Annotated in this window: 25 protein-coding genes; 5 read left to right on the top strand and 20 right to left on the bottom strand. The window is 50.8% G+C overall.

Features of this window, described 5'->3' with window-relative positions:
• Position 1: 1 nt before the first annotated feature.
• The 9 genes from FGS84_RS03820 to FGS84_RS03780 form a co-directional block, all read right to left on the bottom strand.
• On the bottom strand, positions 2-1,015 hold the full coding sequence (locus tag FGS84_RS03820; RefSeq protein ID WP_138306356.1) for a branched-chain amino acid ABC transporter permease: 1,014 nt from the start codon (positions 1,013-1,015) through the stop codon (positions 2-4).
• Between the two features lie 2 nt (positions 1,016-1,017).
• Positions 1,018-1,878: a branched-chain amino acid ABC transporter permease gene (locus tag FGS84_RS03815; protein WP_138306355.1), complete on the bottom strand. Its 861-nt coding sequence runs from the start codon at positions 1,876-1,878 to the stop codon at positions 1,018-1,020.
• Positions 1,879-2,196: 318 nt separating this feature from the next.
• Positions 2,197-2,958: a DeoR/GlpR family DNA-binding transcription regulator gene (locus FGS84_RS03810; RefSeq protein ID WP_138306354.1), complete on the bottom strand. Its 762-nt coding sequence runs from the start codon at positions 2,956-2,958 to the stop codon at positions 2,197-2,199.
• A 99-nt stretch (positions 2,959-3,057) separates the two neighbouring features.
• The gene (locus FGS84_RS03805) at positions 3,058-4,038 is read right to left on the bottom strand and encodes an aldo/keto reductase (protein ID WP_138306353.1); all 981 of its coding nucleotides are present in this window, start codon (positions 4,036-4,038) and stop codon (positions 3,058-3,060) included.
• Positions 4,039-4,040: 2 nt separating this feature from the next.
• Positions 4,041-5,045 carry a sugar kinase gene (locus tag FGS84_RS03800; RefSeq protein WP_330641105.1) on the bottom strand — a complete coding sequence of 335 codons (1,005 nt, stop codon included), beginning with the start codon at positions 5,043-5,045 and terminating at the stop codon, positions 4,041-4,043.
• Positions 5,035-5,889, bottom strand: coding sequence for a class II fructose-bisphosphate aldolase (locus FGS84_RS03795; RefSeq protein WP_138306352.1), 855 nt, complete (start codon positions 5,887-5,889; stop codon positions 5,035-5,037). The genes FGS84_RS03800 and FGS84_RS03795 overlap by 11 nt, the downstream gene beginning before the upstream one ends.
• 35 nt (positions 5,890-5,924) lie before the next feature.
• Complete coding sequence (locus tag FGS84_RS03790; protein WP_138306351.1) at positions 5,925-6,968, bottom strand: NAD(P)-dependent alcohol dehydrogenase; 1,044 nt, start codon at positions 6,966-6,968, stop codon at positions 5,925-5,927.
• A gap of 20 nt (positions 6,969-6,988) precedes the next feature.
• Positions 6,989-8,071 carry a zinc-binding dehydrogenase gene (locus FGS84_RS03785; protein WP_330641106.1) on the bottom strand — a complete coding sequence of 361 codons (1,083 nt, stop codon included), beginning with the start codon at positions 8,069-8,071 and terminating at the stop codon, positions 6,989-6,991.
• A gap of 189 nt (positions 8,072-8,260) precedes the next feature.
• Positions 8,261-9,244, bottom strand: coding sequence for a D-2-hydroxyacid dehydrogenase (locus FGS84_RS03780; protein WP_138306350.1), 984 nt, complete (start codon positions 9,242-9,244; stop codon positions 8,261-8,263).
• 287 nt (positions 9,245-9,531) lie between these two features.
• On the opposite strand from FGS84_RS03780, the gene FGS84_RS03775 reads away from it, so the two are divergent.
• The 3 genes from FGS84_RS03775 to FGS84_RS03765 are packed head-to-tail and all read left to right on the top strand — an operon-like array spanning position 9,532 to position 12,370.
• On the top strand, positions 9,532-10,584 hold the full coding sequence (locus tag FGS84_RS03775; protein WP_138306349.1) for an LCP family protein: 1,053 nt from the start codon (positions 9,532-9,534) through the stop codon (positions 10,582-10,584).
• 11 nt (positions 10,585-10,595) lie between these two features.
• Entirely contained in the window at positions 10,596-11,339 is a 744-nt protein-coding gene (locus FGS84_RS03770) for a LytTR family DNA-binding domain-containing protein (RefSeq protein ID WP_138306348.1), read from the top strand.
• Positions 11,336-12,370, top strand: coding sequence for a sensor histidine kinase (locus tag FGS84_RS03765; RefSeq protein WP_138306347.1), 1,035 nt, complete (start codon positions 11,336-11,338; stop codon positions 12,368-12,370). The genes FGS84_RS03770 and FGS84_RS03765 overlap by 4 nt, the downstream gene beginning before the upstream one ends.
• Before the next feature lie 27 nt (positions 12,371-12,397).
• Here the strand turns inward: FGS84_RS03765 and FGS84_RS03760 are convergent, their stop codons facing one another.
• Entirely contained in the window at positions 12,398-12,754 is a 357-nt protein-coding gene (locus tag FGS84_RS03760) for a DUF6465 family protein (protein WP_138306346.1), read from the bottom strand.
• Between the two features lie 147 nt (positions 12,755-12,901).
• Positions 12,902-13,726, bottom strand: coding sequence for an RluA family pseudouridine synthase (locus FGS84_RS03755; RefSeq protein WP_138306345.1), 825 nt, complete (start codon positions 13,724-13,726; stop codon positions 12,902-12,904).
• A gap of 256 nt (positions 13,727-13,982) precedes the next feature.
• Here FGS84_RS03755 and FGS84_RS03750 point away from each other — a divergent pair, with 256 nt between their 5' ends.
• Complete coding sequence (locus FGS84_RS03750; protein WP_138306344.1) at positions 13,983-14,654, top strand: hemolysin III family protein; 672 nt, start codon at positions 13,983-13,985, stop codon at positions 14,652-14,654.
• 97 nt (positions 14,655-14,751) lie between these two features.
• Here FGS84_RS03750 and FGS84_RS03745 read toward each other — a convergent pair whose 3' ends face one another.
• The 9 genes from FGS84_RS03745 to FGS84_RS03705 form a co-directional block, all read right to left on the bottom strand.
• Positions 14,752-14,997, bottom strand: a complete 246-nt coding sequence (locus tag FGS84_RS03745; RefSeq protein ID WP_138306343.1) for a GIY-YIG nuclease family protein — start codon at positions 14,995-14,997, stop codon at positions 14,752-14,754.
• 283 nt (positions 14,998-15,280) lie between these two features.
• Positions 15,281-16,303 carry a TPM domain-containing protein gene (locus FGS84_RS03740; RefSeq protein WP_138306342.1) on the bottom strand — a complete coding sequence of 341 codons (1,023 nt, stop codon included), beginning with the start codon at positions 16,301-16,303 and terminating at the stop codon, positions 15,281-15,283.
• Complete coding sequence (locus FGS84_RS03735; RefSeq protein WP_138306341.1) at positions 16,300-17,349, bottom strand: zinc ribbon domain-containing protein; 1,050 nt, start codon at positions 17,347-17,349, stop codon at positions 16,300-16,302. Before FGS84_RS03735 ends, FGS84_RS03740 begins: the two co-directional genes overlap by 4 nt.
• Before the next feature lie 25 nt (positions 17,350-17,374).
• A complete protein-coding gene (locus FGS84_RS03730) occupies positions 17,375-18,730 on the bottom strand; it encodes an SPFH domain-containing protein (protein WP_138306340.1) in 1,356 nt (451 codons plus the stop codon).
• A 2-nt stretch (positions 18,731-18,732) separates the two neighbouring features.
• Entirely contained in the window at positions 18,733-19,665 is a 933-nt protein-coding gene (locus FGS84_RS03725; RefSeq protein ID WP_138306339.1) for an ABC transporter permease subunit, read from the bottom strand.
• Entirely contained in the window at positions 19,643-20,605 is a 963-nt protein-coding gene (locus FGS84_RS03720; RefSeq protein WP_138306586.1) for an ABC transporter ATP-binding protein, read from the bottom strand. The genes FGS84_RS03725 and FGS84_RS03720 overlap by 23 nt, the downstream gene beginning before the upstream one ends.
• The gene (locus tag FGS84_RS03715) at positions 20,605-23,121 is read right to left on the bottom strand and encodes a hypothetical protein (protein ID WP_138306338.1); all 2,517 of its coding nucleotides are present in this window, start codon (positions 23,119-23,121) and stop codon (positions 20,605-20,607) included. Before FGS84_RS03715 ends, FGS84_RS03720 begins: the two co-directional genes overlap by 1 nt.
• 32 nt (positions 23,122-23,153) lie before the next feature.
• The gene (locus tag FGS84_RS03710) at positions 23,154-24,290 is read right to left on the bottom strand and encodes a HAMP domain-containing sensor histidine kinase (RefSeq protein ID WP_138306337.1); all 1,137 of its coding nucleotides are present in this window, start codon (positions 24,288-24,290) and stop codon (positions 23,154-23,156) included.
• Positions 24,280-24,984 carry a response regulator transcription factor gene (locus FGS84_RS03705; protein WP_138306336.1) on the bottom strand — a complete coding sequence of 235 codons (705 nt, stop codon included), beginning with the start codon at positions 24,982-24,984 and terminating at the stop codon, positions 24,280-24,282. The genes FGS84_RS03710 and FGS84_RS03705 overlap by 11 nt, the downstream gene beginning before the upstream one ends.
• Before the next feature lie 278 nt (positions 24,985-25,262).
• On the opposite strand from FGS84_RS03705, the gene FGS84_RS03700 reads away from it, so the two are divergent.
• Positions 25,263-26,093, top strand: a complete 831-nt coding sequence (locus FGS84_RS03700; protein ID WP_138306335.1) for an MBL fold metallo-hydrolase — start codon at positions 25,263-25,265, stop codon at positions 26,091-26,093.
• Positions 26,094-26,131 lie beyond the last annotated feature (38 nt).

Here is a 26,131-nt window from a genome sequence, read left to right as displayed (position 1 = left end):
TTCAGCCTCCTGCCACACTGCTCTTTTTCTTATTCCTGAGATAAGAGACTATCCGCTCATATCTTCCCTCCAGGATAGAAAGGATGCCTCCCGGAATAAAGAGAACAATCAGGATGACCAGTGTTCCGTAAAGAATCATGTCCAGTCCTCCGTATTGCCCCAGATACACCCTGGAGTACTCCGATATGCTGGTGAGCACGATTGCTCCCAGAACCGGTCCCAGGACCGTTCCCACGCCTCCCATGACGGCCGTAAGCACAATCATCATCGAGACATTCAGGGTCATAAGCATGGATGGGTCTATGTATAAAATGAACTGTGCATATAAGCTTCCCCCAATGCTTACAATGGCCGCGCTGAGCATATAAGCCTTGATTTTATAGGACGCTGCATTGATGCCAACGCTTTCCGCCGCCATCTCGTTTCCTTTTATGGTGCGCAGGTAATAGAAAAACTTGGATTTGTCCAGGCATTTAATCAGCACCAGGACAGCAACGGTAAAGATAAGGAACACATAGTAATAGTTAAGGGGATTCTTAAACTGCATGAAGGCCCATTCATTTACGCCCTTGGAATAGATGTAAACGCCGGTAGCGCCTCCGCACCATTTCCAGTTAATAAATATGATTCTGGTACATTCCGCCAGGGCCATGGTGGATATGGCGAATACATGGCCCTTCAGCCTGAGGAGGGGCTTGCCCACGATAAAGGCAATGAGCATGGAAATCCCCGCCCCAATCCAGATGGAAATCCAGGGGCTGATTTTAAAATAGGAAACGGAAAGTCCCACCGTATAGGCTCCTATGCCGTAGAACAGGCTGTGTCCGTTGGAAACCTGGCCGCAGTATCCTCCGATTACGTTCCAGCCCATTCCCACGATTGCCCAGACCAGAATCAGGGACAGCAGGTTCCATACAAACCGGATTCTTACCACCTGGGGGAAAATAATTGCCGCCAGCACTCCGATTCCCAATCCTATGAACCATCTCTTATTATCACGCAATGTCTTTTTCATATTTATTTACCTCCAAACAGTCCTTTTGGTTTGAACTGAACCAGCAGCAGGAACACCACGCAGATACCCACATACTTAAACGCCGTGTTCATATAAACGCCTGTGAAGGAGTCCGCCAGGCCCATAATCAGCCCTCCGAAGAAAGCGCCCGGTATACTTCCGAAGCCTCCCATTACAACGGCGATGAATCCGAACAGCTGGAAATTGGCTCCCACATTGGGATAAATGTAGTAAAAGTAGGTCAGCGCGCATCCCGCTGCTCCTGCTATGGCGGCCGACAGGCCAAATGCAAGGGCATATGTCTTTTCCGGGTTGATACCCACCAGCCCGGCGGCTGTCTTGTTCATGGAGGTGGCCCGGATGGCTTTTCCGGTACGGGTCTTGTTGAGGAACAGGAACATAAAGCCCGCCACACAGACAGAGATGACAAATGGTACGATTTTCTGTTTGCTCAGCACCATGAATCCCAAATCAATGGACCCGCTGACAGCCACTTCCGGTATGGTCTTAAAATCGCCGCTGAACAGCAGGAGGGCCAGGTTCACCAGCACCATACTCAGCGCGAATGTAATCAGACGCTGGGAGAGAACCGGTCCCCTCAAAGCCCTGGCAATAATCAGCTTATACACAATGAAGCCAATGCCAAACATGATTGCCATACAAATAGGAAGAGAAACGATTGGGTCAAGTCCGAAATACAGATTCAGATAAAAGGAACAAAACATTGCAATCATCAGGAATTCACCCTGGGTGAAACTCAGGATTCCCATAACCCCCCATACCAGGGCAATGCCCATGGCTACCAGCGCCAGGGTCGAGCCATTAATAATGCCTTCAAATAAGGCCTGCATGAACATACTCATTCACCGTTATCCTCCTTGTTTGTTGTTTTGTTATTTATTTTATTCAATATTACCATATTCTTTTCTAAATAGCAAGCATTTTTGTTTGTTTCAAAGATTTTTTATTTGTTTTAGGATTTTAATGTGGTATATTTTTATGTTTTTCGGATTTTTTTCAGACTAAACTTATCTTTTAAGTATATTTTCTTTGTTTCTAAAAGAAAATCGACCATCCCTTCTTCTTTTCTTTGTATTTTTGCGCACAACAAAAGGACGTCTTTGTGAAAATCACAAAAACGCCCTCTGTCAACTCATTCAATTAACATAATCAGCCTGCAATTATGGATAGTATACCTCTACGTGATTCCTGCTGAACAGCCGCATCCATTCATCCGACGGCTTCTGGTCCGTGACCACCACATCAATCTGGTCCAGGTCAGTAAGCTTCATAAACGCCACACGGCCAAACTTGGAGTGGTCGGCCAGAAGATAGACCTTATGCCCCCGTTCAATCAGGGACTTCTTCACATCCGCCTCCAATTCATGGGAGTCAAATATCCCGCCTTCCATGCTCATCCCCTTGCAGCTGATAAATACCATGTCCAGATGGTATTCCTGTATGGTGCTCCGGGCAACGCCGCCCTGCATGGAATAGGACTGGCGGTTAACGCGCCCGCCCGTGGACAGGATTCCAAAACGGCTCCTCTCCATCTCCCGGATGACTTTAACCGAATTCGTCAGGACCAGGATATCCTCCCTTTCACCGAGATACTTAAGCGTCTCCATAACCGTTGAACTGGCATCGCACCCAATGCTTGCATTAGGGGGAACCATCTCAGAAACAATGCCTGCAATTGCCCTTTTCTCCTCAACATTTGTCTCCGAACGTTTCACAAAATCAATCTTCTCAAAAGATTCTGTCTGATTTAAAACAGCCCCGCCATACGTCCTGACTACAAGCCCTTCCTCCTCCAATTTTTCCAAATCACGCCGTATCGTCTCCGGAGTAACCCCAAATTGGTTGCTCAGATTGGCAACAACTACCTTCTTCTCCAGACGTACAATCTGTCTTATCTGTTCTAATCGACCTTTCTGTGCCACACTTTGTTCCTCCACATGTCTTACTGGCAAAAAACCTTATAAATAAACGGTTTTCCTCGATTTCATTATAAAACAACCATGCAGGAATTGCAAGGAAAGTTATGAATCAAGGGCCTCCGCCATCTCCCTGATGGCCGCCACATCCCCGGAATCCAGCTCCAGCTCGTCCGCCCTGGTGTTCTTTCTAATCTGTTCTTCGGTTGTGGCGCCGCTCAGAAGAATCACCTTATCTCCCTGGGCCAGAACCCATGCCATGGCCAAATCAGCCACCGCACAGTCATATTTCCTGCACATTGGCTCCAGCTGGTCCAGGAAGTCCATAACCCTGGGCATGTTCTCAGGCTGGAACCATTTTTTATTGCACTGGGCGCCCACAGGCTTATAATCCCGGGGCAGGGCTCCGCTTAAAAGCCCCATTTCCAGCGGTGAATAGGCCTGCAGCACAATGCCGTTCTCCCTGCACAGGGGAAGAAGCTCATCCTCCACAGCCCGGTCCAGCACGCTGTATTTCGCCTGTACAATATCAAGACCTCCGTGCTTTATGTATTCCTCCACCTGGGATACCGTCACATTGGCAGCTCCCACGGCCCTGATTTTTCCTTTTTCCTTTAGCTCAGCCAACAAATCCATTGTTTCGGAAATCGGGGTGTAATATGGCTCCACCGCCTGCCAGTGCGACATATAGATATCAATATAGCTGGTTCCCAGACGCTCCAGGCTCAAATCAATTTCCTCCAGAATGGATTCCCTTGAAAGGTTTTTATAGAGCTGGACATCCCCCACCTTATTAAACAGGGCGCCTTCCCTGGTCCAGACAATTCCGAATTTTGTCATGACCACTGCCTTCTCCCGGTCCATGCCCTTCAGGGCCTCCCCCACGATCCGCTCGCTCTGTCCGAAGTTATAGCCCGGCGCCGTATCAATAAGATTCACTCCCAGCTCAGGGCATTTCCGGATAGTGGCAATGGATTCATCCTTTGACTTATCCCCGCCCCAGGCAGGACCGCCGCCAATTGCCCATGTGCCCAGTCCGATTCTTGATACCGGCTTATCCAGTGTACCTATCTTTATTGTCTTCATACTCATCTCTCCATTTTCAAATATTCCTGATAACGGGCTTCCACCTGTTTCCTGTCCTGCACTCCCGTGGTGGCGCCAACGCACTCCACGGATACCGAAGCAGTGCAGTTGGCAAACTGTGCGCACTCCTTAAGTCCCTTCCCCTCCAGCAGGCCGCATATGAAGCCCGATGCAAAGTTATCGCCAGCGCCTGTGGTGTCCACGCACTGCGTACCGGAAAATGCGGGAACAGTAAAGGATTCCTCCCTGTTCCTGATGTAGCATCCCCTTTTTCCAATCTTGATGATTACGTTCCTGACCCCGCAGTTAAGCAGGGTTTCCGCTATCTCTTCCAGCTCCTGCCTGCCGGTAATCTCCGCCGCCTCTGCATAGTTGGGGAAAAAGTAGTCCACGTAGGAAAGGGCCTTCTGTATGTCTTCCAGACGTTCTCCTCTTTTGCAGCCCACAATATCGGCGCAGATTAACATGCCCTTTTCCCTGGCCCTCTCAAAAAGAGGAATCATCAGGTCCTCATCCAAAAGGGGATTGTTGAAAATGCTGGCAAAGGACAGGATTCTTCCATGGGATACGGACTCTTTCTCCACATCCTCCGGACAGAAGGTCCAGATGCTTCCGCTTTTGTTGTTAATAAATGTCCGTTCCCCATCCTCCCGTATAAGGCCCACATTGATGGAAGTGACCTTGCTGCTGTCCACCTTGATGTATTCGGTGCCAATGTTGTTCTTTCTGCAATGCTCCAGCACCAGGGAACCGATGACATCGTCTCCCACGCAGCTCACCAGCCTGACCCTGTGGCCCAGACGTGTTATGACCGTGGCCTCATTTAAGGCATCGCCGCCCACTGTAAGCACCATCTGCTTTACAGAGTAGGATGCAGTGTCCAGCACATCCTTTCCCACCGGATAAAGCTGCAAATCCGTATGGGCAGCGCCCACGATTACCACCTCACAGCATTCCCCGCGCTCCAGCGCATCCCCCTGCCTTTCACCCCATTCACTATTTTTCAAACCATCCCTCCGCCTTTCCGTTGCTGCCAAACAGCAGAATCTTTTCTTCCGCCCGCTTCTGGACCGCGTCCCGGACACGTATGTTAAGGGCCTGATATCCTTCTCCCTTTTCATGTGCCTCGATTGCCGACACGGCAGCCTCGCAGAGCTCTGTATGGATGTTGATTTTGGTGATTCCCAGGCTTATGGCATGACGGATGTCCTCATCCCCTATGCCGGATGCGCCGTGAAGCACCAGGGGTATGGATACGTCCCCGCGGACCTTTTCCAAGATTTCAAAATTAATCCTTGGCGGAGCCGTATAGGCGCCATGCTGGTTGCCGATGGCCACTGCCAGGGAATCAATCCCTGTCTTTTCCACAAACTCCGCTGCCTGGGACGGGTCCGTATACATATAGTGGTTCAGCGCCTCTTCATAGTCTGTCTCAGCGCCCACATGTCCCAGCTCTGCTTCCACGGGAATGCACATGGGATGGAACTTATCCACCACTTCCTTTGTCATCCTTATGTTCTCCTCAAAGCTGTAGGCTGAACCGTCTATCATCAGGGAATTATAACCGATGTCAATGGCATGGCTCACAATCTCAAAGCTGCGTCCGTGGTCCCAGTGGATGGAGCAGGGCAGCGAGGTCTGAGTTGCATAGGAACGCATCATGTTCACAAAATGGTTTATGTCCGTGTTCACAAGGAATCCGCTTCCAAATGACAGGATGACCGGGGACTGAAGCTTCTCGCAGGCCTTCATAACGCCAGAGAGCATTTCCACATTCCATATACAGAAGTTGGCAACTGCATAGTGCTCCTTCTGTGCCTTTACTAACATGTCCTTTGTCGATACTAACATATTGATACCTCATTCCTTTCCTAATACAATCTGGTTTAACCGCTGATTCTAATGACGCCCTTAATGATTTCCGCTTTGCGGCTTATGGATTCCTCAAAGGCCTTTTGCACATCCTCATAAGCGTATTCATCCGTCACCATGGTCAGCACGTCGAATCTTCCTGATGATATGGCCTGGATGGTCATGGGGAAATTATTGGCATACCGGAAAACGGTCTGCACCTTCACCTCACGGTTGATTTTAAGGAAGTCCACAGGCGTCTCCCCCGGTATGGTTCCCACTATCATGACCTCACCGCCTCTTCTGACAGATGCCAGTGCCTGCATGGCAGTCACCCTGCTGCCGGCTGTCTCAAAGACAATGTCAGCCCCGTCCCCGCCCAACAATTCCCGGCTGCGGTCTACCGTATCCTCTTCCCTTCCGTCAATCACATGCCACGCTCCCAGCTGCAGTGCTTTCTCCAGCCGGCCGGCAATTACGTCAACCACCACAATCCGGTCCGCTCCCATGAGAACACAGGCCTGAAGCGTCATGAGCCCAATGCAGCCGGCTCCCAGTATAAGGACCTTTTTTCCGGGCTTTACCCCGGCCAGCTCCGCCGCATGCATCCCCACCGCCGCAGGCTCCACCAGCGCTCCTTCCACCATGTCCATATGGTCCGGCAGGTGGTATGTAAAGCTTTCCGGGTGCACCAGGTAATTGGTAAGGGCGCCTTTGTAGTTAGGCTGGGTTGCCATAAAATCCACCTGGGGACAAAGGTTATAGTGTCCCCCCAGACAGTATTCGCATTTGCCGCAGGGAATCCCCGGTTCACATAGTACGCGGTCGCCCGCCTTGAACCGTGTCACATCAGCCCCTGCCGACACCACGGTGCCTGAAAACTCATGTCCCAGCCCGATTTTCTGCGAAGGGTCCTTTGGCGGTATGAAGGGTCCGCACTCAAATCCGTGCACATCCGAGCCGCAGATTCCCACATATTCCACCTTAATCAGAACCTCATTCCCTGCCGGAACCGGCACAGGGCATTCTTCAATCCGCATGACTCCGGGCGTAACTAAAATCGCTTCCGTATTCTTCATTTCTCCCCGTCCTTTCGGCTTCAGTCAAAATCATAAGTCAGGATGACCTTGATTGCCTCTTTATTTGCCATGGCCTCAAACCCTTCCTCCCACTGGGAAAGGCCCAGCCTGTGCGTAATCATGGGTTTTACCTGAATCCGGCCGGCCTCCAGAAGGTTAAGGGCGTTCCTCCATGAGGTGGCGTCATACGCCATGTGTCCGATGATGGATACCGCCTTCATGGATATATCATTGATGGAAAATCCCAGGGGATTAAATCCCATGCCGACCCGGACGATTTCCCCGTTGCAGCGCACCATCTCAATGGCCTGCTTCAGGCATATATTAGCGCCGGCGCAGTCCACCACCAGACCGATGCTGTCCCGGCCTCCGCATATCTCACGGCAGCGTTCCACCACGTCCTCAGCGGAACCGTTCACCACTGCCGTGGCTCCCAGCTGCCTGGCCACACCGAACCGGACCTTTACGTCCTCCTCCAGGCCGACCACCACAATATGGAGGGCTCCCATTAATTTTGCAATCTGCACGGAGAACAGCCCCAGAGGCCCTGTTCCGAATATGACCACGTTCTCTCCCGGCAGGAGGCCGGAACGCTGGGCAATGGCCTTATACGCATTACAGATTGGGTCCATCACAGCCGCTTCCTCATATGTAAGCCCCTGGGGAATCTCCCAGACAGCTCTCTTGTGAATGGCAAGTATCTCCCCCGGAATCCTGCAGTACTTTGTGAAGCCTCCGCTGTACCCGTATCCCAGGCCCAGGTTAACCTTTTCCGAACAAAGAAGATAATCTCCCCGTTCGCAGGCCGGGCATCTGCCGCACACATGCCCTGTATTGTCCGATACAATCCGCTGTCCCGGCCTCCAGTCCTTCACATTCTTACCCACCCGGACAATCTCTCCGGCAAACTCATGGCCGCGGACAGAGCCGAATTCATCCGAACCATTATCCACTTTGTAATGCTTCATATCCGCCCCGCAGATTGCAGCTGCCTTTACTTCCAGGATGATATCATCGTCGCCGCATTCCGGCTCCGGAATGTCAATCAGCCTGTAGGTCCCGAAATCACTGGGACGGCCAAACTTTGCCAATGCTTTCATCATTCGCCCTCCTGACTATTTTATGTAATTATAATATCACTATTTTTTATTAAAATCAACATTTTTTATTTGTTTTAATCATATTTACTTTTGTTTCAAAGATTTAATATCTGTTTATACAACAAAAAAGACCTGCAGGCGGATGCATTTTACCGTCTGCAGATCTTTTCCAATCATTTGTTTGTTCACATCTTACTTTCCCGTAACCTGCTTGTTCACAACATTTACAGGACTTCCGTCCATAAATGACTTCAGGTTCGACACTGCTATGTCCATCAGCCGCTGCCTGCTCTCCCTGGGAGCCCAGGCAATATGGGGCGTAATAAAGCAGTTCCTTGCCTGGAGCAGGGGGTTATCTCCCCGGATAGGCTCAGTGGACACCACGTCCAAGCCGGCAGCCCCCACTTTGCCGGAATTCAGCGCCTCCTTCAAATCCTCTTCCACAATCAGAGGGCCTCTGGAGTCATTGAGGATGATTACCCCGTCCTTCATCTTTGCAATGGAATCCCTGTTAATCATTCCCGCGGTATCGGGAAACAGAGGACAGTGAAGGGCTATCACATCGGACATACGGTACAATTCATCCAAATCAGCGTAACGGCAGTTTTCATTTTCCAGGGCCTCATTCCGGTAAGCATCATAGGCCAGGACCTTCATGCCAAGGGCCTGGGCAATGCGGGCCGTTCCCTGCCCAATCCGCCCAAATCCTATGATGCCCATGGTCTTTCCCGCCAGCTCAATCAGCGGATAATCCCAGAAACACCAGTCCGGACAGCTCTCCCACCTGCCTTCACGGACAGCCTGGCTGTGATGGCCGATATGATGGCAGATTTCCAAAAGCAGTGCAATGGTATACTGGGCAACTGCATCCGTCCCGTAGGAAGGGATATTGCATACAGGAATCCCCCTGGCTGACGCTGCATCACAGTCCACCACATTATATCCGGTAGCCAGCACCCCCACAAAGCGGATATGGCCGCATGCCTCAAACACTTCCTTTGTAAGAGGCGTCTTGTTGGTAAAGACAGCCTGGGCATCGCCAATCCTCTTTATGATTTCTCCCGCATCCCCCACAGGAGTCCTGTCATAGACCGTAAGCTCCCCCAAATCCTTAAGCCCTTCCCAGCTAAGGTCCCCTGGGTTTTCCGTGTACCCGTCCAGAACAACAATTTTCATGTCAAACACCCCTTCTTTAACGTGAATTTTTAATGGTATATGATTTATAATAAGCTGTTTCATATTTGTTGTCAACATTTTTATGTTTATTTCAAATATCTTGATATCAGATACAGTTATTCCGGACTCTTCCCTCCGATGGCTGATTACACATTCAGGCCCCAAATCCTTCCATTGGCGGACAAAACCAACACTTCTCCCCATTCAATGCTATAATAGAACCATCAGTACTGAGGTCAGCGGCGAACCGGGAACCCGCATCACTCTCACCGAAAGGAGCTGTACCCATGAACTTTAACTGGAAATCCATATTGAAAAAAGCAGGCATCATGCTGCTGTCCACACTGCTCTTTGCACTCTGCTCCGGCCTTCTCTATATCACAAAGACGGCCGGCTCCCTTACCATTATCCGGCCGGAGGACGAACCGGAGCTGGCCTCTGCCATGACCAATGAGAACCTGGACATACAGACCCGGGAAAAACTGGGCGGATACTGGACCATTGCCGTCTTTGGCGTGGACAGCCGCAACGGAAATCTTGGCAAAGAAAGTAATGCGGACGTACAGATGCTGTGCTCCATTAACCGGGATACAGGGGAAATACGCCTTGTATCCTTATACCGAGACACCTTCCTTATGAACGACACTGCAAACAGCGGCTACGGAAAGCTGAACCAATCCTATTTCCTCCAGGGGCCCTCAGGAAATATATCTGCCATCAACACAAACCTGGACATGAAGGTGGAGGACTTCGTATCCTTTAACTGGAAAGGTGCGGCTGATGCCATCAACCTGCTGGGCGGCGTGGACATAAAACTGTCCAAGGAGGAATTCTATTATATCAATGCCTTCATCACAGAAACCGTGGACACCACCGGAATCCCTTCCACCCATCTGGACGGACCCGGCATGCAGCATTTGGACGGCGTCCAGTCGGTTGCCTATATGCGGCTCAGGATGATGGACACTGACTTTAAACGGACCGAGCGGCAGCGGATTGTTGTTGAACAGGTATTTGAAAAGGCCCGGCAGGCTGATATTGCCACATTGGTCCAGGTAGTGGGAACCGTACTGCCCCAGGTTATGACAAGCCTCAGCGAGGATGAGATGCTGGATATTGCATACAATTTAAAGAATTACCGCATCAGCGATACGGCTGGTTTTCCCTTTGATCTGACAGGTGCAAGCCTGGGAAAAATCGGAAACGTAGTCATTCCCAGTACCCTGGAATCCAATGTGGAGGAACTGCACCGTTTCCTGTACGGCGATGATTCCTACACCTGCTCCGGCCAGGTACAGGATATCAGCAGGGAAATCATAAAACGAGCTGTCAGGAATTAAGGAGTCCATGTATGATACGAATTGCTGTCTGTGACGATGAACGCTGCTTTGTAGAGCAGATGAATCATATTATTACAAACCATGCCAGAGACATTTCCCAGCCGCCGGAGACATCTTTTTACACCAGCAGCGGCCAGCTGCTTTACGATGTGGAGGAAGGCGCGCACTTTGACCTTCTGCTGCTGGACATTGAAATGCCGGAAGGGGACGGGATGAGCCTGGCCGCATCCCTCCGCCGCCATCTTCCCATGGCCCTGATTATATTTATTACCTCCCACACACAATATGCGGTTAAGGCGTATGAGCTGTCTGTTTTCCGTTACATCCCAAAAACGGAGATGGAAACCTGTCTGCCCCTGGCCCTTAAGGATGCCGTCCAGATTCTGAAGCGGAATTCGTCTGATGCTTATATCATTGAATCCCCCAGGCGGGTCCAGAAAATAGCTCTGGAGGATATCTTCTATGTGTATAAGCAACAGAAAAACTCTGTCATGGCTGCCAGGAGCGGTGAGGTTCCTGTCCGCAAACCCCTGGCCCAGGTATTGGAGGAGCTGAATGCAATTCCAGCCGGAGTAACCGGCGGCAGTGGCAGCTTTCTCATGGTGGAACGGGGATATATCGTGAACCTGTTCCATGTGGATAAGCTGGAGGACGAGCAGATTTACCTGGACAACGGCAGGGTCCTTCCGGTCAGCCGGAACCGGCTGAAGGAGACGCGGGAGGCCATAACCAGGTATTGGAGGGAAATGCTATGACGATGAACCAATGGTATCAATCCATATATCAGATGTTTGAAGTACTCTCGGACTTTATCGAAGCATGGCTTTGCTACGGATTTGTGGGACTGTTTCTGCCGGACCGCGTCAGAGGAAAAGTACCGTTTTTCATCCTTTCCCTGATTCTGGTGGGTTCTGTCCGGACCATGGACGGGCTGGGCATGGACCCAATGATATCCACTCTCTGGTTTGTATTTTTTATCTGTATGACCACCGTGGTGCTGTTTCAGGTAAATCTGTTTTATGCGGTGTCCCTTGTAAGCTTTTATATCCTGTGCCTTATCATGGTGCTGTGCTTCATCTTTCTCCTGCTCTTCTATTCCAATTACATGAAGGAGCACGAACTCAGAAGCATCCTGGAACTGAAGGACCAGATGGTGCGCCAGGAATATGAGATGGTCAAGCAGCTTCAGACTGAGCAGCAGTCCCTTTCCCATGATATGAAGAACCACCTTCTGGTCATGGATACCATGCTGAAGGAGGGAAAATACCAGGAAGCGCAACAGTATATCAGCCAGCTGGGCATTCCCCTGGAACGCCTGTCTCCCTCCATCTGGACCGGCGCCTCCACCCTGGATGTACTGCTGAATCATACCCGGAACCGCTGCAGCCAGTTCCATATAGGGTTTACCGTACAGGCTGACGCCGTTGATTTGCGCCCCATGAAGGACCAGGATATATGCAGCCTCTTTGCCAACCTCCTTGACAATGCCTTCGAAGCAGCCCGCCAAGTGCCGGAAGGCCAGGGCTGGATTCTCTTTAAAATGAGGAAGGCAAAGGAAATGCTCTTCATAGACCTGTCCAACCCGGCAGCAGCGCCTCCCCGTGTCAGAAACGGCGCCCTGGTTTCCCGCAAACAGGATGGCCAGCTTCACGGCCTGGGTCTTAACAGGGCAGCGGCCACTGCCCGGGAATACGGCGGCCAGCTCACCTATGAGTATAAAGACGGCGTATTCACGGCCGCTGTCATCTTCCTGGGTGGGATAAAAGGAAATGCAACAAAAAAATGACCCTATTATATAAGGTCATTTTTTATGCTACAGTTCAATTCTGAATTCGTCTGAACCCTCACCGTTTACAACGTAATAGGCTGCATTCTGCTCCGGTGATATGTACAGCTCTATGGACTTGATTTCCGTTCCCGGATGAGCCTTCGCATATGCCTCCTCTGCCTGGGCCAGCACATCCTTTGCCGCTACCTGTCTGCCTCCGAACTCCACTACGACGCTCTTCTCAATCTCTGCCTTTGCAGTTTCCTTCATAATTTCCTTCACGGCCTTTTTTGCTGTTTCCTCTGCTGCCTTAACTTCCTCTGCCTTATTAACCTCTGCTGCCCTGGTCTGTACAGCGCCTGTCTGAGCAGCTGCAGCCATAGTCCTCTTTGGTCTTGCCATGATAGTTCCTCCCTTTTTCAATCCGGTTTCCAGTGTCAATGGGGATTATACGGCAGTCCCCTTTTTTTGTCAATGTCGCGGATATGGAAATTGGACAGCGAAACAACCGCCTTTATGGAGATTTTTCAAGCATAAACTGACAGACTGTCATACTTCTTTATGGCATTTGCCACAATCCTGCCCGGAAATCAGTTTCTCCGCCCTGTCCGGGAACCAGGCAAAGGCTCCGGACGACGGAACTATGGCAAATTCCATCCTTTCTCCGGTAGTGGGATGAGGAAATACCAGTCTGCGGGCGCACAGGGCCAGAGCCCCACGTCTGTCCCCAAAGCCCGGCCGTTTCCTGCCTCTGTCCACAGTACCGGTTGTGGATTTTGTGGATAACCCGCCGCCATAACGCTCATCCCCGTACAACGGCGTATCATGTCCGGCAAATTGTACCCTTATCTGGTGGTGCCTTCCTGTAAGCAGCTCTATATCTATTAGGGATAACATCTGCTCCTGATTACCAGGGTTGTTGATAACTTCCAGAACCCTGTAATTAAGCACTGCTTTTTTGCTGTTTCCGTCTGACTTATCCACAATCCTTGATGTGTTGTTTTCCCTGTAATGGCGCAGATAATCCACATACGTCCCCTGTTTATCCACAGGTTTTCCACAAACCACTGCCAGGTAGGTTTTTTCCATTTTTCCGGCCTGCAGTGCAGCGCTTAAGGATGCTGCGGATTTTTGGTTCAGCCCATATACCATGATTCCCTCCACCGGCTTGTCCAGTCTGTGGATAACTCCCACATAAGGAGGCTGAACTGTGGATGTTCCCTGTGGACGGCTGTGGATATCCTGTGGATTATGTAGATAACGGCGTATCTCGCTTACCATATCCGGCGCAAATCCCCTGGAAACCTGTGACTCCAATCCCGCTGGTTTGCGCACTACTATAATATCTTTATCTTCATATAATATTGGTACCATACATTAACCCCGCTTATCTGTCTGTTCCCTGTACAGACGATTCTAAAGGAACGCTTTTGATTATACCATAGTTTTGACCCCATACGGTTGATTATATTCAGAATTTAGCTTTATCTTCAAAGTGGTTTTTAAAAAGTATTGCATATTTTTAATCTTAGGTGTATAGTATATAATACAAATAGATGTAGTATTGAAAACTACATAGCAGGGTTTCAATTAAATTATATTGTGTTTTTATAAAAGGAGGCTGGATACTATGACGGCAAACATAAAACGTGGGATAACAAAGGTTAAGGACCCCGGCAGCGCATTGACTCATTTCATCGCCATGATACTGGCTATCATCGCAGCCATACCGCTGCTGCTAAAGGCGGGGCGTGATTCAGGCCATATGCATATCAGCGCACTGACCATCTTTATACTAAGCATGATTGGCCTTTATGCGGCCAGCACCATATACCACACCCTGGATATTTCCCCGAAAATCAATAAACTGCTCCGCAAGATAGACCATATGATGATTTTCATTTTAATAGCAGGCACCTATACGCCTGTGTGTATGATTGTCCTGGGCGACAGGACCGGCTGGACTTTGCTGACCCTGGTATGGGGCATTGCCATTGTGGGCATCCTCATCAATGCGCTGTGGATTACATGCCCCAAGTGGTTCTCTTCCTTGATTTACATTGCCATGGGATGGGTATGCATACTGGCTATCACCAAAATATTAAGCTCCCTGCCCAAAGCCGGTTTCATGTGGCTGCTGGCCGGCGGCATCATCTATACGGCAGGCGGTATTATCTACGCCATGAAGCTTCCATTTTTCAACTCCCGCCACCGGTATTTTGGTTCCCACGAAATTTTCCATCTCTTTGTCATGGGCGGAAGTCTCTGCCACTATATAATGATGTACCGTTTTGTTGCTTAATACAGAAAACACTGCTTCCGGCATGAAGTCATGGATTTCCATGCCGGAAGCAGCGTTCTTTTCTTACTGTCTCTCAGTTCTTCCTATATCATAATTCCTAACTTATCCCTTTTATCAGCTGCTCTTTCTGCACCCTGCTCATGTGTTTAATCGCATACTCCCTGCGCATGGCTTCCTGTTTTGTCTCAAATGCCTCATAGTAGGACAGCACCACCGGACGTCTGGGCCTTGTGTACTTTGCCCCGGTTCCCTGGTTATGAGCCTTAAGACGCTTGTCCAGGTCATTGGTCCAGCCGCAGTAAAACGTACCGTCCGCACAGGTGAGGATATAGGTATAGTTCATGGATATCCCTTCCTTCCCGGTAATCAAACACCTGACAGCAATAAAAGGGCGTCCCTTTAAGGGAATGCCCTTCCTGTCTCATTTTATCAGATAATGCCGGCTATGTAAACGGTAATAACGCTTGCAACACGTCATCACCGCCCAGGTTGCCCTGTAATCTATGATTAAAGCACCAGCTGGATGCGCGGCACAACCAGATAGAAGGTATTTTTCTGAACCACATCTATACCTTATTATATCGCGCATACCTTTAAAATGTGCATAAAACACATTTAATATTCCTCTAAAATCTTCTCCCTCCGCCTCCGTGACTCCTGCCGCTGCTGGAGCTGTGGGTGGAACTGCGCCCTGAACTTCGTCCTGAACCTCCTGACGAGTGGTGTGTGGCGGGCCTTGGTATGGGGGCTGAGGTGACGAATTTCTGAATCAGGCTGTCCCCTGAACTGCCAAAGGCAAATTTGGCATCTGCCCGGTAAGCCAGAAGGCTGTTGGCTCTCTCCCGTTCAGTCTGGGCCATGGAATACCGCCCTTTTACTCCCAGGCACACCGAACCTGCCACTCCGGCTGACACCAGAAATGCGAACATGGCTTCATACCAGCGTATGCTTCTGTAGACACTGATTTCACCGGTTTCCGTATCATAATTATACTGGCCTCTCTGAATTCCCCGGTCCACATAATACTCCACATCTTTCAGGAATTCAGCTGCTGCACCCGCATAATCGCGGCTTCTCAATGCATAGGATACATCATCCTGTATTTCATCAATCCGCTGGTCTGTCAGAATCCGTATCATATTGCCGGTGGTGGACACATAGCTCTCACCGCCATAACTGTCCGGACTGTCCATATAAATCAGGAACAGCACGCCGCTGGCTTTCCTCCCTGTGCCCAGTCCGTTCTGGTCGTAAAAATCATCTGCATACTCCCTGGCCGTATGGCTGCCGTCATTATAGGCAGTCACCACCGCCACATCCATTCCGGTCTTTTTCCTGCACCGGGCAATAAGCTCCTCCAGGTTTTCGGCTTCCTCTGATGTCATAAGGCCGGCCTCGTCAAACAGCCGCCGGGTATCTTTACGGGACTGGTCCTTGCTGTAGGTCTTGGCCTTGCCATAAACCTGAATCCTTCCATAAGACTGAATCTCACCGTAAGGCTGAATCTTACCGTAAGGCTGGGATTCCTGTGCCTGAGATTCCTGTGCCTGGGAATCCAGTACATTCCCTGCTCCGCTCCAAAGTCCCAGGCACAACGCCGCTGCTGCCAGCAGTCTGAGCCATCTAACAACCGTTCTGCGTCCTGTCATCCTAAGAAATACCCTCCTATCATAAGTAATAGGAACATCGGAAGAAATACGGAGAAAAAGAGAACCGCCAGCTTTTTCCTGTCCACAGGCAGCTTGCCGCAGACTTTTCCTGTCTGCCCGTTGAGAGCGAAGTAGTATATCTTTCCCCTGGCCTTGTCATTATATGTAAGGGTCCATACAGGAAGCAGGGCATAGCTCCATTTCTCGTCCCTGATACCGGCTTCCTTTTTGCGCACCTGGATTTTGCTGTAGTTTCCGGCCTGATTCTGAAGGCTTTGCAGGGCAAACTGCCTGACCTCTGTCTGCACATCCGTCATGAACTGTTCCTTTTCCATATCCCGGTTCTCGGCCAGGAATCCGGAAAGATATCCCATGGAGAAATTCTCCTTCTCATTCATCCTGTATGGAAGTACACTGTCCACCAGCTGCCTGTTGGCCTTTCTCAGACCGTTCCTGGCCACATGGTCCACCTCCATGGTTCCCTGGCGTTTTACATCGTATATCTTTGTCTCTGTATACCGCATGCCTGCGGTATCCCATGTCCTGAGCATGGTCCCCTGGGCATCCAGCTCCCCGTCCACACGGCAGCTGTAAAGCCAGTAGGGAAAATACACTCCGCTCATGCTCTCAATCTGTTTCTTATTGTAAAATGCCTCCGGCACATATCTCTTTCTCCCTATCCACTGGGAAAATATCTCCTCTGCCTTCTGCCTGTCTATCCGGAAGGGAATCACATAATCCGGCCTGAATTCCCCTTCCAGCCGTCCTGCCAGCACCACGGGGTTATGGCAGTAATAGCAGAAAGTCGCAGCCGTGGTATTGTCCGTCACAATCTGTGCGCCGCAGCTGGGGCAGGTATAAAGAACCGGCTGAGTCCCGGCAGCGTCTGGCTCAGCATAACCGGATTCAGGGCTGCCTGATTCCGGATGGTCCAGTTCTTCCTGTGTAAAATCAGACAGGCAGTATTCGCAGTGGTATTTCTGTGAAGCCGGGTCAAACATAAGACCGCCGTCACAGTTAGGGCATTTGTAGGTTATGGCTGCCATATTCTCTCTCCTGTTATCACAGCATTTAAGACCTTGGTTTCCCGCATTCGCTGCAGAACTTTCCCGTATTAATAGTTCCGCAGGCACAGGTCCACGGTGTATCGGGACGCGGGTGCCCGCACTCCCCGCAGAACTTTCCCGTATTGGAGGTTCCGCAGCTTGGGCAGCTCCATGCCCCGGCTGTCTGTGCTCCCGGCGTCTGGGCGGCCATTCCCGCTGCTCCCGGCTGCGCTCCTGCCGTTGGTCCGGCCATTCCCGCTGCTCCCGGCTGCGCTCCTGCGGTCTGGTTCGGCACAGCCCACTGGTTTCCGGCCGGCTGTCCTCCTGCCGGCTGTCCTCCCATCCCAGGCCCCGGATTACCAGGCATCCGGCCCGGGGCCTGGTTCATCTGCATCTGCTGCATATTGGCATTGGATGCTGCGCCCATAAAGCCGCCGCCCATCTGCATTCCCATTCCCATGCCCATAAAACCGGCCATGGCTCCGTTGTCATTGGAGCCTGCATTTTTAAGCCCCTCCGCAATGGTGGTCTGTACATATCCTTCCCTGATTGACGGGTCGCCCATCATGGCTCCTCTGTTTCTCAGGTTAATCAGACTCTGGGACTCCTCGTCGTAGGTGATGCTGGCAATACCCACTGCCTGTATCTCCATGCCTCGCATCCGGGTCCACTCCTCATCCAGGGTCTGGGCCATATACTGTCCCAGTTCCCGGCTCTTGGATGTGACATAAGATATCCTGGTGCCGTCCGCCGACATCTGGTTGATGGATGTCTGCAGGGCCTCCAGGAACTCCGACAGGTACTGCTCGTTGATGGAATCAATATCCACATGGTCCGCATTCTTTGGGATAACCTCAGCATAAAACTTAATGGGGTCCGTCACTTTGATGGAGTACGTTCCATGGGCGCGCAGAAACAATTCCGCGTTGTAAAAATCATCAAAATAGTTCACCGGATTGCGGGTGCCGAATTTAATTCCTTTTATCTCCTGGAGATTGACATAATACACCTTCTGAGCCCCGGGCGTCACGCCGCCGAAGCGGATACGGTTAAAGGATTCCTTAAGCGCCTCCCCGAACTGCCCGTTAAACATGGAAGGCATGGAGGAATGGCTGACCTTATAGTAACCTTCCTCAGCCGTATAATCCACTATCTTTCCTCCGTCCACCAGCATCATGAACTGGTTGGGATATACGTGGATAACGGAACCGTCCGACACGATATCGGAGGACCCCTTTGTATTGGACCCCTTTCCCCTGCGCACCTGTACGCCCCGCACAAAGACGGTCTTATCTCCCATATCATCCGGCTCTATGGCCTCCAGCCACTGGTCTGCCAGGGCTCCTCCCACTGCTGTGGTAACTGCTTTAATGATTCCCATGATTAATCCCCTTTCTTAGCTGCCTTCTTCTGCCTGCGCCTGCGCTTAACCGGCTCCACTGCCTTGATGGCCACCCATATCATCAGCGCGGCTATGGCCAGCTGAATCACAATGCTTATGATAATCCAGTTCTCCATCACAAAGCCGGTGGACTGCATCCCGAAATAGCCTGCCATCTTGGCCGCAGGCGTACTGCCTCCCAGCTGTCCGTTTATGATTGTATAAAATGTAGCTGCCGGGTTAAGAAGCAGCAGATAAATCACATTTCCCGATGAGGGCTTCACCACATTTTCCCCGAATCCATAGGCTACCACTGAATTATTTATATTCATGGCGGACAGGGAGAGGGAAAACTTATTTATAAAGTATGTCCCTGCCACCACGGCTATAAGCACTCCATAGGTGGCAACCGTGGATATGGTAGACCGTTTAAACAGGGCTGAGAAACAGATTCCCAGACTGCCTGCAAAAAAGGCCACTGTAATATAACATAAAAGCAGGGACAGAATATCCTGCCACGTGATACCCCCATAGACAAATACCATGGCCACTGCGGGAAAACTGGACACAATCAGCAGCAGCAGTGTGCTCAGGGCACTCATCAGCTTCCCAATCACCACCTGGGACGCCGTCATCTGGGTGGTGAGCATCAATTCCAGGGTCTGCCGTTCCCGCTCCCCGCTTATGCTGGCCGCTGTCACAGCCGGCACAATAAACATCAGCAGTATAAATTCAATGGTGGTGACAAACTCATACATATCCATAAAGCTGCTGTACTGGATAACAGCTGCGGACTCCACCTGGGCCACGGCGGAATACATGTTGAGCAGGGTGACCATGGACAGGATTCCATTGAACAGCACGATGATGAGGGGCAGTCTGATACTTCTGGAGCTGACCTTCATCTCCCGGCTATAGACCGGATTTCGCATCATAAGACAACACCACCCTTTCCTCTTCATGTTCTGTCAGCTGCATAAATACGGATTCCAGGCTTCCCTTTTCCCGGGTGAATCCGTTGACCAGCACATCGCTGTCAATCAGCTGCTGGAGCAGCAGGGCCTCGTCCTGTGCATCCCCTGCAAACCGTACGCAGATATCCTGCTCCCTTAGGGATATGGTCTGTACGCAGGGATGGCTCTTAAGGATGGCCAAAGCCTTGTCTATATTGGTAAACACAGATATGACCAGCGGATTGGAGGTATTGACCCTGGACAGGATATCGTCTATGTTTCCCTCCAGCACCATCCGCCCCTGGTCGATGATTCCGATATCCGTACAGAGCTCGGACAGTTCTGACAGGACATGGGAGCTGATTACTATGGTCTTGCCCGACTCCTGGAGCTCCTTTAATATTTCCCTGAATTCAAAACGGGTCCTGGGGTCCAGCCCGGATGTGGGCTCATCCAGTACCAGGATGGCCGGGTCGTGAATCAGGGCCCTGGCCAGGCACAGCCTCTGCTTCATGCCCCTGGACAGTCCGTCCACAAAAAAATCCAGCTTATCCTCCAGCCCCACCTGTTCCAGCAGGGCCGTGTATCTCTTTCTTGCCACCAGGCCGTTTATGTGATGGCAGGCTGCAAAGAATTCCATGTATTCCGATACGGTCAGGTTATCGTACACTCCGAAAAAATCCGGCACATAGCCAATCATGGCCTTTAGCTTTCCCAGGTCGGAACGGGCGTCCATACCGTTTATGGTGATTCTGCCTTCCTCCGCCTCCAGGAGCCCTGTCATGATTTTAATGGTGGTGGTCTTTCCAGCCCCGTTGGGCCCCACAAAACCATAGAGGGCTCCTGTTTCCACCGTCATGTCCAGGCCGCTTAATGCATGGTATTTTCCGTATATCTTGTGTAATCCTCTTATCTCCAGCATCATTTACTCCTTCCTGTCACGGTCAGTATGGGCAGCATGATATTCCAGGTGTAATCGCCTGTGGCATCATACACATACTTGATGGTCAGGGTATTGCCCGGGGACAGGTATGGTTCCAGAGCCTGCCTGTCATAGGACTGGGCATGGGTATCCATGGAATCATAGGCGCCGGTATTGTAATTATAAAAATACATGTTGCCGGCAAAGGGCACTGTATAGTAGTACCGCATGCTCTGTACCACCTCATCGCTCATCTGATGGAAGGACAGCTTCTCCACCTCAATATCATTGCCCAGATAGTACTCCAGCATCACAGGCGTCAGGCCGTACATGCTGTTGTTGGACGCATAATACTCACCCGAGAGCACATTAGGCTGCTTCTGGAGCGCGGACCTGTATATCATGCCGTCCTGCTCATAGTTTACGTCAATGGAGGATGTGAGCAGGGTGGACCCATATGTCTCATGGCCGGAGGACTTTAAGAAGCCTGTTTCCTCCTTCTCATTGCTGAATCCCAGCACTCTGGCTTCTGAGTGGTAGCCCGACAGGTAGTTTCCCATATAGAAGGACAGGAGGTTGGTTCTCTCCAGCGCCTGCACATAGGCTGCATCCCGTATGTCCTTGTCCTCCTTATAGCGGGAAGCCCCTGTTATCTGCTCCGCCATGGCATAGCCGAAATTGGTGATTCCGTATATGACCTTCATATCGTCCAGACTTACGGTTTCGCCCGGTTCCATATGGCCGATGAGAATCATCTGATTATACAGGAGGATGGCCACATTGTCCACCTCCTGGCCGTAATGGTTGGTCAGAGTGCCTGTCACCTTACCGTCAAAGGAATTCACATCCCCTGTAAATCCCTCCTGCTGCCCGTTTTCCATGCGGCGCTCCATCATGAAAAACTTTGAATTAAACGCACCCACATTATCAGACTTAACCCTGGTGCCCTCCTCATCATAACGTATGGTTATGGACGGCGTTTCCTCACCTGTGAATTTGGGCAGGGGCGTCATGTTGTAGTAGGCATTTCCCGTAATGGGATACAGGGTGTAGTCCGGGTTCAGGGTTACGGAATAGGATTTATTATAGGGCGCCCGCATATTGATGAATGTTGTCTCGGATATCTCATCCCGGTCCGTGTCCTTTATGGTGGCGTAGGTGAAGAAGGGCCCTGTGAACCGGGTGCTCATGCCCATGAGAAGGACCATGCCGGTGCAGCACAGGGACAGAACGGCCACGGACAGCTGATAGTACTGGCGCATTCCCCTCTGTTTCCAGAAGAAGTAAAGACCCGGCCCGGCCAGGGCCACATAGGCCACTGCCAGGGTCACGTAAAGGCTCACCTTCGGAAGATTATTGATGTTGCCTGTATTAATCAGTCCCTGTACCGACCAGAACTGGCTGGACGTGCTTCCGTCCATGGCGCTGGCCAGCCCGTTTATCTTATCCTCACCCAGGAGCGTGGTGAACAGGTTGTCGATATAGGAGATATTGGCCTGGCAGAACTCCTCTATGTCCACAAAATCGTACATGGCCACGGCAGCCAGTCCATTCCCCACGGAAACCGACGAGAGCACGGAAAGCTCCTCGCTTCCCAGCACCTCGGTGCCGCCTTTGAGCATAACATCCGTACATGTCAGGGGGATGGAGGCGCCCTCAGGCCGGTCCACCGCATATTCCACACCCATGTTGATGACCCGCTCATCGGGCTGGGGAAGGGGCTGCTCCAAAAGCTCCCTGCCAAAGGCCCTCAGGGTATCCTCTCCCCTTCCGCCGGTTCCTATGAGCAGGACGCCGCCTTTGCGGACCCATTCCCACACAGACTCAATCTGCTGTCCTGACAGCTTTCCTGAATCAAAATCCGTTATGAGCAGCACATCCAGCTGGTCCAGTCCCAGTTCCGTCACGGGAAGCGTGGCTGCCGTCATCTCAATGGTCTTTGTCCTGAGAGTGCTGTAGTTGATGCCAACACCGTTAAAATACAGAAGCTCCGCCGGGTTATCGCTGAGCACGCCGATAAAAAGCTCTGCTGTTTCCAGGTTCAGATTCAGCTTCAGCCGTTTGCTTACCACCTCATTTCCATTCTCATCCAGCAGACGCACATACATCTGGTCCACTCTTGCCCCCAGGGATATACTCACTGATTTGTTCATGTTTCCGCCGGGTTCTATCTCAACCGGATACTCATACCGGTATACATCGTAATCCAGGTTCATATTATATCCCTGAAAATCCGGCTCCATGGCCAGAATACACAGGGTTCCCTTAAACGTCTGGCTGGTCCGGCTGTCCAGCTGGATTTTAATGGGCAGGAAACGGCCGCTTTTCGCTGTATTCTGATAACCGTAGACCACGTCCATGGCAACAGGGGATTCCGCGGTTTCCTCCCTGGCAGCTGTTTCACCGGTCCCTGATGCCTGGGCTCCCAGGGACTGGACCGTCACAGACGCTGCCAGCATTAAGCCAAAAAGGGTGCTTTTCAGCGCCCTTTTCATTTTCTCCGGAAATATCTGCATGTTACACTTCCTCATCCTATTCTCCGTTCAAGTCAGCTAATGGTTCCAAAATTCTCTTTATTAATGTCAAAATTCACCTGCAGCTTTACCGTGAACACGGTGCCGTCCAAATCGCTGGACACATTGATGGTGCCCCCATGCATGTCCACGATTTCCTTTGCAATGGCCAGTCCCAGGCCCGTACCGCCTGTGCTGCTGGACCGCGACTGCTCCACCCGGTAAAACTTGTTGAATATCAGGGGCAGTTCCTCCGGCGGTATAACATAGCCGTAATTGGTAACGGAAACAGTCACCACATCCTCCTGGGCCAGTATCTTTACCAGGACCCGCTTGCCGTCAGCGCCATACTTGATGGCATTGCCAATCAGGTTGTCAAACAGGCGGGCCAGCAGATTGCCGTCAGCTGTTATGATTTTAGCCGGCACATTGCTCTGCAGGTCATATGACAGGTTCTTTTCCACAAAGTTGGGGTATGCCTCCTCCAAAAGCTGTCCCAGCAGCTTTACCACATCCAGCTGGGCCACATGCATGGATATCTTGCCGTAATTGAGCTTGGTAAACCCAAACAAATCTTCAATCAGCTTCTCCAGGCGCCTTGCCTTTCCATATGCAATCTCTATGTACTTGTGCTGCATCTCCGCCGGTATCTTATTGTTGCCTGCCAGCAGCTCCAGATATCCGATAATGGATGTCAGGGGCGTGCGCAGGTCATGGGCCACATTGGTTATAAGCTCATTTTTGGTGCGCTCGGATTCCCTCTCCTTATCCATCAGCTCCCGGATATCCTCCGCCATCTTGTTCAGGTTGGCAGCCATGCTGGAGAACTCGTCGTCTCCAATCACGTCGATGGTGGTGTTCAGGTTGCCTTCTGATATGCTCTGGACCGCATCCGATATATTGCTGATATAGCGGATGTAGGGTTCCTGGAGAATCATAAAGGTCACTGCAAACAGCACCAGCCCGGATACCACATAAACCAGCACCACCGCCACATGGTAATCCAGCACCGCCTGTAGCAGGCGGTTCATACGCCCGGATTCCTCCATGTATCTGGCAATCATGGACACGTTGGTCACCAGAAATATTTCCACCAGACAGGAAATAATGGCGCTGTATATGATGTTGGTGATAACACGGGTATGGTAGCGCCTGCTCATATCACTTTTCAATTTTGTAACCTACTCCCCACACAGTGGTGATGATTTTATTCTGTCTGGTGTCCTCTTTCATCTTGCCTCTCAGGCGTCTGATATGTACCATGACCGTGTTGTTGGCCTCGTATACCTTTTCATTCCACACCTTCTCGAATATCTCGTCGGTGCTGAATACCTTGCCCGGGTTGGAGGCCAGCAGGTACAGGATATCGAACTCAATGGGAGTGAGCTTGATTTCCTCATCGTCCACAATCACCTTATGGTTATCCTTATTAATGGTCATTCCCTTAATGGTTATCTCGTTGTTGGCCTTTTCCTTGGAAGCGCTGTTTGGATTCAGCTGTGTGTAGCGGCGCAGCTGGGATTTAACCCTGGCTGTCAGCTCCAGCGGGTTAAAGGGCTTCACCACATAGTCGTCCGCCCCTGTTCCCAGGCCTAATATCTTATCTAAATCCGTGGACTTGGCGCTGAGCATGATAATGGGGATATTGTTGGTTTCCCTTATCTTCTTGCACATCTCCAGGCCGTTCATACCCGGCATCATGATGTCCAGCAGCACCAGGTACACCTCTTCTTTGGAAATAATTTCCAGTCCCTTGGCGGCATTCTCCGCCTTAAACACTTTATAGCCATCACTTACAAGATAAATCTCAATCAAATCCGCAATCTCTTTTTCATCATCTACAACCAGGATATTTATATCGGGCATGATGTCCCCTCCTCATACGTTAACTTATATGACCTATTCTAACATAATATATCAAGGTTTTCCTTACTTTTTTCTTGAAAAATTGTGGGAATTTCTGTTACAATCCGCCATACCTCCCTCTAATGGCAATATCTTCTTTTATTTGTATACTTTAAATAAAAACAGACTGAAAAATAGAAATTTTTGCAAATATTTGTGTTCTGTCACAATGGAAAAAGAAGTAAATTATGATATAATCATTTCATAAATATTATTAAAATTTTATAAACTCTCAGGAGGTGAGGATTATCAAGATAGTGACTGTCATGGACAATCTGGCCGGGGAACAAAAGGCCATGAAAGCAGAACACGGGTTGTCCTTTTATGTGGAGACAGGGGATGCGCGCATCCTCTTTGACTTCGGAGCAGGCAGACACGCCCTGGAAAATGCCCTCAGGCTGGGAATCCGGCCGGAACAGGTGGACATTGCAGTGGGAAGCCACGGGCATTACGACCACGCAGCCGGTTACAGGGATTTTGCGGCGGCAGGCCTTTGTTGTCCCCTGGTTACAGGTAATGGGTTCTTTGAGGAAAAATATGCCGTGAACGGCCTCAAGGCAACCTATCTGGGTACGGGATTTGACAGCCTGTTTCTGGAGGAGCACGGTGTCCGGCACATGGTATGCAGGTCTGTTCTTCCCATTGCCAGGAACTGCTGGGTCATGGGAGACATCATACGGAGCCATGACTTTGAGACGGTTCCGGAACGTTTTGTGATACGGGACAAGGAGGGATGGAAGCAGGATTATTTTCAGGATGAGGTCTGCCTTGTACTGGAAGACAGGGGTGAACTGGTGGTCATCGTGGGATGCAGCCACCCGGGCATCCTGAACATCCTGGATACGGTAAGACAGCGCTTCTCACAGCCCATCCGGGCCGTGGTGGGCGGAACCCATCTGGTGGAGGCTGACCGGGAGCGCATACAGCTGACCATCCGTACCATGAAGGACATGGGTATCGGGCTTCTGGGCTTTAACCACTGCTCCGGGGAGCTTCTGCGGAACATGATGGCTGAAAATCCGGAGCTGAACACCGTGTATCTGGGCGCAGGCGACTGCCTGTTCCTCTGATTTCCCCGATTTGGATTACATCAGGGATATATCTCTTG

This window comes from Clostridium sp. 1001271st1 H5 (assembly GCF_005845215.1).
Lineage (GTDB): Bacteria > Bacillota > Clostridia > Lachnospirales > Lachnospiraceae > Enterocloster.
Note: the sequence above shows the minus strand (reverse complement) of the source record. Positions and strands in the feature narration are given on the sequence as shown.

What these genes read in the sequence shown, in the direction of transcription:
- FGS84_RS03740 (WP_138306342.1), bottom strand. Translation starts at nt 16,303, where the DNA reads ATGACAGGACGCAGAACGGTTGTTAGATGGCTCAGACTGCTGGCAGCA.
- FGS84_RS03735 (WP_138306341.1), bottom strand. Translation starts at nt 17,349, where the DNA reads ATGGCAGCCATAACCTACAAATGCCCTAACTGTGACGGCGGTCTTATG.
- FGS84_RS03790 (WP_138306351.1), bottom strand. Translation starts at nt 6,968, where the DNA reads ATGAAGAATACGGAAGCGATTTTAGTTACGCCCGGAGTCATGCGGATT.
- FGS84_RS03770 (WP_138306348.1), top strand. Translation starts at nt 10,596, where the DNA reads ATGATACGAATTGCTGTCTGTGACGATGAACGCTGCTTTGTAGAGCAG.
- FGS84_RS03795 (WP_138306352.1), bottom strand. Translation starts at nt 5,889, where the DNA reads ATGTTAGTATCGACAAAGGACATGTTAGTAAAGGCACAGAAGGAGCAC.
- FGS84_RS03750 (WP_138306344.1), top strand. Translation starts at nt 13,983, where the DNA reads ATGACGGCAAACATAAAACGTGGGATAACAAAGGTTAAGGACCCCGGC.
- FGS84_RS03765 (WP_138306347.1), top strand. Translation starts at nt 11,336, where the DNA reads ATGACGATGAACCAATGGTATCAATCCATATATCAGATGTTTGAAGTA.
- FGS84_RS03785 (WP_330641106.1), bottom strand. Translation starts at nt 8,071, where the DNA reads ATGATGAAAGCATTGGCAAAGTTTGGCCGTCCCAGTGATTTCGGGACC.
- FGS84_RS03760 (WP_138306346.1), bottom strand. Translation starts at nt 12,754, where the DNA reads ATGGCAAGACCAAAGAGGACTATGGCTGCAGCTGCTCAGACAGGCGCT.
- FGS84_RS03780 (WP_138306350.1), bottom strand. Translation starts at nt 9,244, where the DNA reads ATGAAAATTGTTGTTCTGGACGGGTACACGGAAAACCCAGGGGACCTT.
- FGS84_RS03715 (WP_138306338.1), bottom strand. Translation starts at nt 23,121, where the DNA reads ATGCAGATATTTCCGGAGAAAATGAAAAGGGCGCTGAAAAGCACCCTT.
- FGS84_RS03805 (WP_138306353.1), bottom strand. Translation starts at nt 4,038, where the DNA reads ATGAAGACAATAAAGATAGGTACACTGGATAAGCCGGTATCAAGAATC.
- FGS84_RS03730 (WP_138306340.1), bottom strand. Translation starts at nt 18,730, where the DNA reads ATGGGAATCATTAAAGCAGTTACCACAGCAGTGGGAGGAGCCCTGGCA.
- FGS84_RS03705 (WP_138306336.1), bottom strand. Translation starts at nt 24,984, where the DNA reads ATGCCCGATATAAATATCCTGGTTGTAGATGATGAAAAAGAGATTGCG.
- FGS84_RS03755 (WP_138306345.1), bottom strand. Translation starts at nt 13,726, where the DNA reads ATGGTACCAATATTATATGAAGATAAAGATATTATAGTAGTGCGCAAA.
- FGS84_RS03775 (WP_138306349.1), top strand. Translation starts at nt 9,532, where the DNA reads ATGAACTTTAACTGGAAATCCATATTGAAAAAAGCAGGCATCATGCTG.
- FGS84_RS03745 (WP_138306343.1), bottom strand. Translation starts at nt 14,997, where the DNA reads ATGAACTATACCTATATCCTCACCTGTGCGGACGGTACGTTTTACTGC.
- FGS84_RS03815 (WP_138306355.1), bottom strand. Translation starts at nt 1,878, where the DNA reads ATGAGTATGTTCATGCAGGCCTTATTTGAAGGCATTATTAATGGCTCG.
- FGS84_RS03820 (WP_138306356.1), bottom strand. Translation starts at nt 1,015, where the DNA reads ATGAAAAAGACATTGCGTGATAATAAGAGATGGTTCATAGGATTGGGA.
- FGS84_RS03725 (WP_138306339.1), bottom strand. Translation starts at nt 19,665, where the DNA reads ATGATGCGAAATCCGGTCTATAGCCGGGAGATGAAGGTCAGCTCCAGA.
- FGS84_RS03720 (WP_138306586.1), bottom strand. Translation starts at nt 20,605, where the DNA reads ATGCTGGAGATAAGAGGATTACACAAGATATACGGAAAATACCATGCA.